The organism is Ferdinandcohnia sp. QZ13 (assembly GCF_031324165.1).
Lineage (GTDB): Bacteria > Bacillota > Bacilli > Bacillales > Bacillaceae_L > Ferdinandcohnia.
In genome coordinates this window covers 1,167,826-1,179,040 of record NZ_JAVIVW010000001.1, presented here as the reverse complement: position 1 = coordinate 1,179,040, position 11,215 = coordinate 1,167,826, and the positions used below count along the sequence as shown (strand labels likewise).

Here is an 11,215-nt window from a genome sequence, read left to right as displayed (position 1 = left end):
TTTTTATACAGCTTTATAATGATACTTATTCAAATATTAATAAAAACAATGAGGTGGATATTTTGAAAGCGGCAATTATAGGGGTTACTGGTTATGGCGGAATCGAATTACTACGATTATTGGCTAACCACCCATCTATAGACGTGCACTCCATTCATACTTCGTCACAGACAGGGATGAGGCTTTCAGAGGTCTACCCACATGTTACGAATCTTGTAAATCATTCATTAGAAGAAATTGATATTCCGAAGATAGCAAATGAAGTGGACGTTGTTTTTCTTTCAACACCATCAGGAGTTTCTACAACCATTGTGCCTGAGTTGCTGAATGAAAATGTAAAAATTATTGATCTTTCGGGGGATTATCGTTTAAAAAATCCAAGTGTATATGAACAGTGGTATAAAAAGCCAGCTGCTTCACAAGAGGATTTAAACAAAGCTACATATGGTTTACCAGAATGGTATAAGAAAGAGATTCAGAATAGTAGGTTTATTTCAAATCCAGGCTGCTATCCAACGGCAACTGTACTAGGGTTAGCACCGATCGTTAAACATGAATTAATTGATGAAAAATCAATTATAATCGACGCAAAATCTGGTATTTCTGGAGCTGGAAAAAGTCCTTCAAGAACCACTCATTTTGCTGAAAGCAATGATAATTTTTCAATCTATAAAGTGAATCAGCATCAACATATTCCTGAAATTGAACAAGTGATTCAAGGCTTGGACGATTCAATTCCATATATAACATTTAGTACTCATTTGGTCCCAATGACAAGAGGAATCATGTCAACGATGTACATAAATAGTACAGTAGATTCACTTTCATTGGAGCAGCTATATGAATTATATAAGGAAAGTTATCAGGATTCACCATTTGTAAGAATCAGAGAAAAGGGTACCTTCCCTGCTACAAAGGAAGTGTATGGCACAAATTATTGTGATATAGGCCTTGCATTTGATAAAAGAACAAACCGGATTACCGTGGTTTCAGTAATCGATAACTTAGTTAAGGGAGCTGCTGGTCAGGCAATCCAAAACGCGAATATCATGTTTGGTTTAGATGAAAAAACAGGTTTAAACTACGTCCCATTATTTCCATAGAAAAGGAGTGACTTTGCATGATAGAAATAAAGGAAATTCAAGTTTTAAAAGTAGAAGAGGGGTCTGTTGTAACTCCTAAAGGATTTAAATCAGCAGGTGTTCATGCCGGATTACGTTATTCAAAGAAGGATTTAGGGGCAATTGTTTGTGAAGTTCCGGCGAACTGTGCAGCCGTATATACGCAAAGTCATTTTCAAGCTCCTCCATTAAAGGTTACAAAAGAAAGTATCGCTGTAGAAAATAAACTACAAGCAGTTGTCATTAATAGCGCTTGTGCAAATGCATGTACAGGTGAACAGGGTTTACTAGATGCATACGAAATGAGAGCCGAAACTGCTGCTCATTTTGGAATCAAAGATCACTTAGTCGCGGTTGCTTCAACGGGTGTAATTGGTGAGCTCCTACAGATGGATAAAATTAAAGCAGGTATCAAACAACTTGAGCCGACAAATACAGCAGAAGCTGCTAGTGACTTTCAAACAGCGATTTTAACAACAGATTTAGTGATGAAAAAAGCATGTTATCAAACAACTATTGATGGAAAGACGATTACAATTGGTGGAGCAGCAAAGGGGTCAGGGATGATCCATCCAAACATGGCTACGATGCTCGGCTTTGTAACAACAGATGCAAGCATTGATTCACATTCCCTCCAAGCAGCGATGAAAGCTGTGACTGATGTGACATTTAATCAAATCACAGTAGATGGTGAAACTTCAACAAATGACATGGTATTGGTAATGGCAAGTGGGTTAGCAGAAAATAATCAACTTTCACCAGAACACCCTGAATGGGACTCGTTTGTGTCGGCCCTTCAGTCTACTTTCGAAGACCTTGCAAAGCAAATAGCAAAGGATGGAGAAGGCGCTACAAAACTTGTAGAGGTCAATGTATCAGGTGCTTTATCTGATGTCGATGCCCGTATTGTGGCAAAAAAGATTGTAGGTTCAAACCTTGTTAAAACAGCAGTCTACGGAGCAGATGCGAATTGGGGAAGAATTATCGGAGCGATTGGTCATAGTGTAGCAACTGTGAATCCAGATGTTGTAGATATCTCAATTGGCTCCATTCAAATGCTAAAAGGAAGCCAACCAGTGGCTTTCTCAGAAGAACTTGCAAAACAGTATCTTGAAGGGACCGATATTGTCATTCATGTTGACCTCCATCTAGGAAACGGTAATGGAACGGCTTGGGGCTGTGACTTAACCTATGATTATGTCAAAATCAATGCAAGCTATCGCACGTGAGGAGACTAAAAATGGAGACAATTGTTATCAAATGTGGAGGTAGCATTTTAGCACAGCTATCAGACTCCTTTTTTAATAGCTTTAAAGAATTAAAGGCAAGTGGTTATAGAGTCGTAGTTGTTCATGGGGGCGGACCGGAGATTGGTCAGACACTCAACTCTTTGAAAATAGAAAGTGAATTTGTGAATGGGTTGAGGAAGACCACTAAAGAAGTCCTTGATGTTGTTGAAATGGTATTATCAGGGACAGTAAATAAAAAAGTAGTCATTGAACTAGAGAAAGCAGGGATCCCTGCAGTAGGTTTATCTGGTTGTGATGCACAACTAATAAAAGCCAAACCTGTAGACCTTGAGCAATTAGGGTATGTCGGTGAGGTTGAACAAGTCAATGTGTCATTCCTGGAATTTCTTTTATCTCAAAGTTATGTTCCCGTCATCTCACCAATCGGGATTGATGAGAAGTTTACGAAATACAATATCAATGCAGATACTGCAGCAGCAAGTGTTGCTACAGCATTAAAAGCAGAGCATTTATTATTTGTTACAGACGTAGATGGAATTAAAAAGGATGGTGAAGTTCTACCTTCACTCTCAACCGATTCCGTACGTTCACTGATCGAAGAGGGAACCATCTATGGTGGAATGATTCCAAAGGTTAAGGCCGCTCTCTCCGCTCTTCATGATGGGGGAATAAACGAAATCATTATCATCAATGGAAAAGGTTCATTGTTAACAATTGACGGAACTCTAAAAGGAACAAAAATTGTAAAAGAACTAGAGGTGGTTTAATGGATGCACTATTTCCAACCTATGCGAGATGGGATTTGACAGTTGAATCAGCAGAGGGTGCAATCATTGTAGATAATACTGGAAAAAAATATTTAGATTTTGTCTCTGGAATCGCAGTTTGTAATCTCGGACATCGCCACCCAGCTGTAATCGAAGCCGTGGAAGAACAATTAAAAAAATATTGGCATGTTTCAAATTTATTTAAATCCGATATTCAACAAGAAGTAGCAGGGAAGCTTGTAGAGAATTCAGAACTGGATGCCGTTTTCTTCTGTAACAGTGGTGCCGAGGCAAATGAAGCAGCATTAAAGCTTGCACGAAAATATACACAAAAGTCAAAGGTCATTACGTTTCTCCAATCTTTCCATGGTAGAACATTCGGAACGATGGCAGCAACTGGGCAAGATAAAATTCATTCAGGATTTGGACCACTTTTACAGGAATTTAACTATCTTCCTTTCAATGATTGTGAAGCATTAGAAGAAGCAATGGATGATTCGGTCGCGGCTGTTATGGTTGAAGTTATTCAAGGAGAAGGTGGAGTCGTTCCTGGCACAGAAACGTTTTTGAAAAAGATTGAAGAACTTTGCGAGAAGTGTGGTTCCCTTTTCATAATTGATGAAGTTCAAACTGGGATTGGTCGAACAGGAAGAGCCTTTGCTCATCAGCATTTCAATCTATCCCCTGATATTATCACATTAGCAAAAGGTTTAGGAAGCGGTCTTCCTGTTGGTGCAATGCTAGGAAAGGAAATGCTGAAGGAAGCATTTGGACCAGGCTCACACGGTTCTACCTTTGGCGGTAATCCACTTTCATTAGCAGCAGCCAAAGCAACATTATCCATTATTTTTCAAGATGAATTTTTAGCAGAGGTCGAGAAAAAAGGAACTTATTTAAAAGATGAACTTACAAAAGCTCTGCCCGATCAAGATGTAGTAACTGAGATTCGCGGAAGTGGATTAATGCTAGGAATTGCTTGTCAAGTTGAAGTCGCAACTTACATTACAAAACTTCGCGAAAATGGATTGTTAGTTCTTCAAGCGGGACCAAACGTGATTCGGTTATTGCCACCATTAACAGTAACTTACGAAGAAATTGATAATGCAGTTAAGTTGATAAAAGATAGTCTAGTTGCGGAGTATATTTCTTAATCTTCCCTTGGAAGTTAAGATTGTTCTATTAACCTGGTCATACTATGCATTTTTTTGAATAAAATTGTATAAAAATACGACTACTCAAATAAAAATACGAGGTGAAACAGATGAAGGGATATCTGCACTTAGCGAATGGTGAAAGCTTTGAAGGTAATATTTTCGAGAATTGCTCAAATACAGCGGCTGAAAGTGGTATCGGATTCTATACAGGAATGACCGGCTATCAGGACGTTATCACCGATCCTTCCAATAAAGATCAAATCATTGTTTTCACATACCCCCTCATCGGTAATTGCGGAATTAATGAGCTTGAATTTAACACGAAGCCCGAAGTAGCAGGGGTCATAGTTTATGAAACGAAGGATACCCATTCCCATTATAATGGGAAATACTCGCTTACTCAGTATTTACAGAAGTGGAATATTCCATTGCTCTCACATGTCGATACACGAGCAGTTGTGAAAAGGATACGAGACAATAAGGCAGAAAAGGCAGTCATTAGTAAGCAATCCGTTTTAGCGGGAGTATTGAATTAAGTTATTAAAGGTGAAAGGTACAGAATTTTATATAAACAGAAGGTTAGGGGAGAAAAGTTTATGCCTAAAGATCATTCAATTCAATCAATTTTGGTAATTGGCTCAGGTCCTATTGTTATCGGGCAGGCTGCAGAATTTGATTATTCTGGTACACAAGGCTGTAGGGCATTGCGGGAAGAAGGTTACAAAGTTATTTTGGTGAATAACAATCCTGCAACCATTATGACCGATGAAGTCAATGCGGATGTTGTGTATTTTGAGCCACTTACAGTTGAAAGCATCGAGAAAATCATTGCAAAAGAACGTCCAGATGGATTACTTGCAACCCTGGGTGGTCAAACAGGCTTAAATTTAGCTTTTAGCTTAAATGAACATGGAATTTTAGATAAATATAATGTAAAAGTTCTAGGGACATCGATTGATTCCATTAAAAAGGGTGAGGACCGAGAGGCTTTCCGAAGCTTAATGAATGAATTAAATGAGCCAGTCCCTGACAGTGAAATTGTCACAACAGTTGAGGAAGCTATTTCTTTTGTTGAAAAGGTAGGTTTTCCGGTCATTATTCGTCCAGCATACACATTGGGGGGAACAGGAGGAGGCATTGCGCACGATCAGCAACAATTGATTCAGCTTTCTAAAAATGGCTTGTCCGAAAGCCCAATTACTCAATGTTTGATTGAAAAAAGCATTGCTGGATATAAAGAAATTGAATATGAGGTTATGCGTGACCAAAATGGAACTTGTATTACGATTTGTAATATGGAGAACATTGACCCGGTTGGCATTCATACGGGGGATTCGATTGTTGTAGCACCCTCACAAACCTTAACAGATGATGAATTCAAAATGCTTCAAACATCATCGGCAAAAATTATCACTGCTTTAGGCATTGTTGGTGGATGTAATATTCAATTTGCATTGGACCCGTATAGCAAAAACTATTATCTGATCGAGGTAAATCCTCGCGTAAGTCGTTCATCAGCACTCGCATCAAAAGCAACCGGCTATCCGATTGCAAAAATAACAGCAAAGCTTGCAGTTGGTTATACATTAGATGAATTAATCAACCCTATTACAGGTAATTCATTTGCAAGCGTCGAACCTGCATTAGATTATGTGGTCGTAAAATTCCCGCGCTTCCCATTTGATAAGTTCATGGATGTTCCAAATGTACTCGGAACACAAATGAAAGCAACAGGAGAGGTCATGTCACTTGACGTGAACCTAGAAGGTGCCATCCAAAAGGCGGTTCATTCCTTAGAGGGGGAAAACGAAAGCTTACGTTTACCTAAACTAGGAGGCCTTTCAGCTGCAGAGCTCAATCATCTCGTTGAAACGGGGAGTGAAAATCGCTTTTTTGCAGTACTAGAACTATTTAGAAGAGGAACTACTGTAGAGGAAATTCATAAAATCTCAAAAATCGATGCATTCTTCCTATACATTTTCAAAAATTTAGTGGAGTATGAGGATCAAATTAGCCGAACATCAGTCCATGAATTTTCAAGTGAATTCATGCAAGAAATAAAGGAAAAAGGGTTTACTGACCAATATATTGCCTACCTCAGTGGTGAGGATGAAAATACGATTCGGGCTAAACGTAAGGAATTTGGCATTCTCCCTAGCTATAAAAGTGTCGATACATGTGCGGGTAAATTCGCATCTAAGTCTTCTTATTATTATTCAAGCTATTTTGGAGAAAATGAAACTCAAGGTTCTTCGAAACAAAAGGTATTAATTCTCGGCTCAGGACCGATTCGAATTGGTCAGGGAATTGAATTTGACTACAGTTCTGTTCATGGAATTTTCGCCTTACAAGACGAAGGGTATGAGACCATTTTACTGAATAATAATCCTGAAACAGTCAGTACTGATTATGAAATTGCCGACAAATTATTCTTTGAACCATTAACATATGAACATGTGTTAAATGTCATTGAAGCTGAAAAAGTGGATCAAGTGATTGTACAATTTGGTGGTCAAACAGCCATTAATCTTGCACAAAGATTAGAGGCAGCAGGTGTATCAATTGTGGGAATTACCCACGACGTCATTGACCAGCTTGAAGACCGCGACCGTTTTTATAAGCTGTTAGAAAAGGTAAATATCAAACATATCCCTGGGGAGATCGCTGACGATTCACAAGAATTACTAGAAAAATCGTCTGAAATCGGTTATCCTGTGTTAATTCGACCATCATATGTAATTGGTGGGCAAGGAATGGTTGTCATCAATGACGAGGATGAGCTTGAATCCTTTGTAATAGAAACCTCAAATGAATCATTTCCACTCCTTATTGATGCATATGTCCCTGGTTTAGAGATCGAAGTTGACTTACTTGCTGATGGGAACGAGATTCTAATCCCTACCATTGTTGAGCATATTGAAAAAGCGGGTGTTCACTCAGGCGATAGTCATGCGATTATACCAGCCGTTTCATTATCTGAAGAAAACAAGAAAATTGTTGCAGACTATGCAGGAAAAATTGTTCGTGAACTACAGTTTAAAGGGATTATGAATATCCAATTTGTTGTGAATGACAATCAAATATACGTCCTTGAAGTGAACCCACGCGCTAGTCGTACAGTTCCGGTTATAAGTAAAATAACAGGAATACCAATGGCTCAGCTAGCTTCAAAACTTGTACTTGGAAAGTCACTACAAGAGGTTTCTTCGCAAGTTGGCTTATTACCTGAATTACCTTACTACACTGTGAAGTATCCAGTCTTCTCAACTTATAAACTGCTCGGAGATCCAACGGTTGGCCCGGAAATGAAATCAACAGGGGAAGGAATCAGTATTGCAGATACGATTGATGAGGCCTTAACAAAAGTGTTCCATAGCTATATTTTATCGAAAAAAGATGCAGACGAAATTGTCTTCGATACAGACCTTATTCCAGCAGAAATCGTGCAAATTGCTGAAAAAATAGGTTTAAACGTTTATGCTGCAAATGACATTTCAGAGTGGGTCAAGAGCGAAAAAGCTTTAGCATTTGTAAGTCTAAATAAAGATGAAAATTCAAAAAAGAATAAAATAAAGGCAAGTCAACAGCGAATTCATGTATTTACTGAAATAGAGACATTACAGGCATTTTTAAAAGGATTTCAAGATTCCCGCTTTACAGTTATGTCGATTCAAGAACGAAGAGGAATATTCAAAAATGAGAAAGAAGTGATTATCAAATGACTACTACTTTAAAACATAATCTAAGTAAGTCGTTAAAAGGAAAGGATTTGCTCACTCTCCTTGATCTAACGCAGGAAGATATCATCGCATTATTAGATTCAGCCATTGAAATCAAGCAAAAGCATAAAAATGGGGAAGAAACAGCTTATTTAAAAGGGAAAACCTTGGCAATGATATTTGAAAAGCATTCAACCCGGACAAGAGTTTCTTTTGAAGCCGGAATGCTTCAGTTAGGTGGAAATGCAATCTACCTCAATAGTAATGATATGCAGCTAGGTAGAGGGGAATCAATTGCGGATACCGCAATGGTTTTATCTGAGTATGTGGATGCAATCATGATTCGTACATTTGAGCATGAAAAAATTGAAGAACTTGCTGAGTTCGCAAGTATTCCGGTCATTAATGGCTTAACAGAAGATTTTCATCCATGCCAAGCGTTAGCTGATTTACTGACGATATATGAACGAAATAAATCCTTTAAAGGAAGCAAACTCGTCTATGTTGGAGACGGAAACAATGTAGCGCATTCTTTAATGATTGCTGCAGCAAAGGTTGGATTAGACTGTACGGTTGTTTGTCCGCCTCAATATGAGCCGAAAGCATTTATTGTAGAGAAAGCAAAAGAAATTGCAAAAGAGACAAATGCCATCATTGAAGTTAGTCATGATCCAGTCGAGGGTGTAAAGGGTGCGGATTACATCTATACGGATGTTTGGGCAAGTATGGGCCAGGAACAGGAACAGGAAGAAAGAATGCAAGTGTTCATGCCTTATCAAGTTAATTCTGAACTCGTAAGTGCAGCAAATGAAGATTATCTTTTCTTGCACTGTCTGCCGGCTCATCGCGGAGAAGAAGTAACCGCTGAAGTGATTGATGGCCCAAACTCTGTCATATTTGAACAAGCTGGGAATCGTCTACACGCTCAAAAAGCAGTTTTAAAAGCAATTATGGAATAAATACCTTATGTGGGTCAAGGGGACAGGTCGCTTGACCCACATTTAATGATACGATAAGCTCGGTAACTGGCCTTTCATCCTACACTTGTGCTTTTTAACATGAATTTAAGTATGAGTGGGAATAGTAATCTTGTAATACTATTCAAAGGAGGATTAAGATGGGGCAAAGTCATGAATTTCGTGCAGGGCATAAAGCACCGAATAATGGGATATATGTAGAAATCGGCGAGCAAGGAGATATGGTTAAAAATCCAAAAAGCGTAAAATTAAATGCTGGTGACCCATTTCCAGAAAACTCTAACCACAATCGCAAATGGACATATAAAAGAAAGCCGTGATAACCAAAAAAAGACCCCTGTTGGGTCTTTTTTGCATTGTCTAGTTCAGGCGCCATCGGTTCTCTGGTCTAGCCAATCGCTTCGGAAGGTAAAAAAGCACCTTCCGTCAGCGTTTGTCTTATGCTTGTCGCCTAAATTAATGATGTGGTTCCTCGACAGGCTCATTTGGAATAACAGAACCTAAAATAATGATTAAGGCTGTCACAATAACAGCTACGATTGAAGCTGTTGAAAATGAATATGTAGCTGCCTGCATTGAGCCAATTACATATGAAGCCATTTGGATTAAAAGGAATGTCCAAAAAAATGTCCAAAAATAACGCAAGATTTTCACCTCATTAAGATATATCTGTAATTAGTTTACCACAATTGACATCTGATAGAAAAGATATTTGTAGGCATTTCCCCCTTTCATCTTTATAACCACAACATACACTAATAATGAAGGACGAAAATCAGGAGTAGGAGAAGGAAACAATGGTACCAAACAAACTTTTTTTCAAACTCGACACGGAGTGGTCTGCTCTTCATTTGCCAAAACGTCCAAATGGCTTCGCTGTTTTAATCATCGGGGATAAAACAAATTTTGTAGAAGAGAACTCAAGCTATTGGATTCAAAACTATGCAAGGTCTCAAATTCTCGAATATCTCAAGGATGAAGGATATACAGTATTTTATTCAAACTTATACGGTGCAAACTGGGGAAATCCAGCTTCCGTTAAATTAGCCACACAGCTCTATCACATCATTATGAAACGAGAAATTCTTAACACCCGTATTCATATTCTGGCGGAAGGTATGGGTGCATTAACAGCCATGCAATTAAGCCAAAAGCTAAATGAAGAAATTCGCTCTATGGCATTCCTTAATCCCTGCATTGACCTAGTGGCACATATCGATAATGAAAGAAAAAATAAATTTTTTTATAAAAAATTAATAAAAGAAATTGCTCAAGCTTATCAACTTGACGAAAAGGAAGTCGAATCGAATATTGAAAAATTAGCACCAAATAATAAATTACTTCACACAAATATCCCGATCAAAATTTGGCGTAGTACAAATGAAAGAACATACACTCCGGAAATACACAGTAAAAAATACCAAGGCGTAAATGAGATGGTTACATTAAGCTATCATATTAGTGAAAATACCTATGCATTTAGCCGCTCAATTGGTAGCTTCTTCAAAGAAAATGAAAAGGAATTATAAAAAAGTCCCTGTTTCTTTTTGTTAGGATGGGGACTTTTTATTTATCAGCAAGCATACGATACTGTAACAAAATGAATAGGAGATGTTACAAGTGAAGAAGGTCATCTTATTCGACGCTTTCTCGTTTGTAGGGTACGGACTCTGCTGCAGAATGATAGACAAGGAAATCCATGTGATTGGAGTAGATGCGAACCCAAAGGAAAATAGCCCAGAAGAGGAAAAAATGCTTCGAATTGGGCGTAATGCTTTTTTTGAATTTATTGAGTTTCCAAAAGCAATTAACGAAAGGATGTTCATCCAATCTGATGCCGTGATTTACCCATGGTATAACATAAACTCATCGGAACGTAATGAAGAAAAAAAGAAAAGCCTTCAATCGGTGCTTGAATACTGTAAAGAAACAAACACAAAGCTAATCCTAATTTCGGCACATACGTTAGGCAGGAATACAATAGCTGATTTAGAAGACGAACTTGATGATAGCTGGTATGCCAAAATTCATATTGATAATAGTTTGTGTGATCATCAAAAGGTTCGAACAAAACATATTGAGTTTTTGTTTACGTTCATTGATTTTTCGAATAAAGATTTAGGGGAAGCAATCATGAAAAAGAATGATCACGAAGAGTGGATTTTCCAAAACTTTTATGTCTAGCCCTTTTTTTCCTTTCCAATTCCTCATAAGTACAATAAAATAT

10 protein-coding genes and 1 pseudogene are annotated in these 11,215 nt (G+C 38.1%); 10 read left to right on the top strand and 1 reads right to left on the bottom strand.

What is annotated here, in order from left to right:
* Positions 1-62: 62 nt before the first annotated feature.
* The 8 genes and pseudogenes from argC to RGU12_RS05655 all read left to right on the top strand — a co-directional run bounded on the left by argC (position 63) and on the right by RGU12_RS05655 (position 9,308).
* Entirely contained in the window at positions 63-1,103 is a 1,041-nt protein-coding gene (gene argC, locus RGU12_RS05690) for an N-acetyl-gamma-glutamyl-phosphate reductase (protein ID WP_309535195.1), read from the top strand.
* Between the two features lie 17 nt (positions 1,104-1,120).
* Entirely contained in the window at positions 1,121-2,350 is a 1,230-nt protein-coding gene (gene argJ, locus RGU12_RS05685; RefSeq protein WP_309535194.1) for a bifunctional ornithine acetyltransferase/N-acetylglutamate synthase, read from the top strand.
* A gap of 11 nt (positions 2,351-2,361) precedes the next feature.
* Positions 2,362-3,138: an acetylglutamate kinase gene (argB, locus tag RGU12_RS05680; RefSeq protein ID WP_309535193.1), complete on the top strand. Its 777-nt coding sequence runs from the start codon at positions 2,362-2,364 to the stop codon at positions 3,136-3,138.
* Positions 3,138-4,289: an acetylornithine transaminase gene (gene argD / locus RGU12_RS05675; RefSeq protein ID WP_309535192.1), complete on the top strand. Its 1,152-nt coding sequence runs from the start codon at positions 3,138-3,140 to the stop codon at positions 4,287-4,289. The genes argB and argD overlap by 1 nt, the downstream gene beginning before the upstream one ends.
* A 110-nt stretch (positions 4,290-4,399) precedes the next feature.
* Positions 4,400-4,795: pseudogene (locus tag RGU12_RS05670) on the top strand (carbamoyl-phosphate synthase domain-containing protein); the annotation flags it as partial.
* Between the two features lie 93 nt (positions 4,796-4,888).
* Positions 4,889-8,014 carry a carbamoyl-phosphate synthase (glutamine-hydrolyzing) large subunit gene (gene carB, locus RGU12_RS05665; RefSeq protein WP_309535191.1) on the top strand — a complete coding sequence of 1,042 codons (3,126 nt, stop codon included), beginning with the start codon at positions 4,889-4,891 and terminating at the stop codon, positions 8,012-8,014.
* A complete protein-coding gene (gene argF / locus RGU12_RS05660; RefSeq protein WP_309535190.1) occupies positions 8,011-8,970 on the top strand; it encodes an ornithine carbamoyltransferase in 960 nt (319 codons plus the stop codon). Before carB ends, argF begins: the two co-directional genes overlap by 4 nt.
* A 158-nt stretch (positions 8,971-9,128) precedes the next feature.
* Complete coding sequence (locus tag RGU12_RS05655; RefSeq protein ID WP_136380521.1) at positions 9,129-9,308, top strand: YjzC family protein; 180 nt, start codon at positions 9,129-9,131, stop codon at positions 9,306-9,308.
* A 136-nt stretch (positions 9,309-9,444) separates the two neighbouring features.
* Here RGU12_RS05655 and RGU12_RS05650 read toward each other — a convergent pair whose 3' ends face one another.
* Entirely contained in the window at positions 9,445-9,633 is a 189-nt protein-coding gene (locus RGU12_RS05650) for a YjzD family protein (RefSeq protein ID WP_116351141.1), read from the bottom strand.
* A gap of 152 nt (positions 9,634-9,785) precedes the next feature.
* Here RGU12_RS05650 and RGU12_RS05645 point away from each other — a divergent pair, with 152 nt between their 5' ends.
* Both RGU12_RS05645 and RGU12_RS05640 read left to right on the top strand, forming a co-directional pair.
* Complete coding sequence (locus tag RGU12_RS05645) at positions 9,786-10,517, top strand: alpha/beta hydrolase (protein WP_309535189.1); 732 nt, start codon at positions 9,786-9,788, stop codon at positions 10,515-10,517.
* 91 nt (positions 10,518-10,608) lie between these two features.
* A complete protein-coding gene (locus RGU12_RS05640) occupies positions 10,609-11,172 on the top strand; it encodes a hypothetical protein (RefSeq protein WP_309535188.1) in 564 nt (187 codons plus the stop codon).
* Positions 11,173-11,215 lie beyond the last annotated feature (43 nt).

What these genes read in the sequence shown, in the direction of transcription:
- argJ (WP_309535194.1), top strand. Translation starts at nt 1,121, where the DNA reads ATGATAGAAATAAAGGAAATTCAAGTTTTAAAAGTAGAAGAGGGGTCT.
- argB (WP_309535193.1), top strand. Translation starts at nt 2,362, where the DNA reads ATGGAGACAATTGTTATCAAATGTGGAGGTAGCATTTTAGCACAGCTA.
- argD (WP_309535192.1), top strand. Translation starts at nt 3,138, where the DNA reads ATGGATGCACTATTTCCAACCTATGCGAGATGGGATTTGACAGTTGAA.
- carB (WP_309535191.1), top strand. Translation starts at nt 4,889, where the DNA reads ATGCCTAAAGATCATTCAATTCAATCAATTTTGGTAATTGGCTCAGGT.
- argF (WP_309535190.1), top strand. Translation starts at nt 8,011, where the DNA reads ATGACTACTACTTTAAAACATAATCTAAGTAAGTCGTTAAAAGGAAAG.
- RGU12_RS05655 (WP_136380521.1), top strand. Translation starts at nt 9,129, where the DNA reads ATGGGGCAAAGTCATGAATTTCGTGCAGGGCATAAAGCACCGAATAAT.
- RGU12_RS05645 (WP_309535189.1), top strand. Translation starts at nt 9,786, where the DNA reads ATGGTACCAAACAAACTTTTTTTCAAACTCGACACGGAGTGGTCTGCT.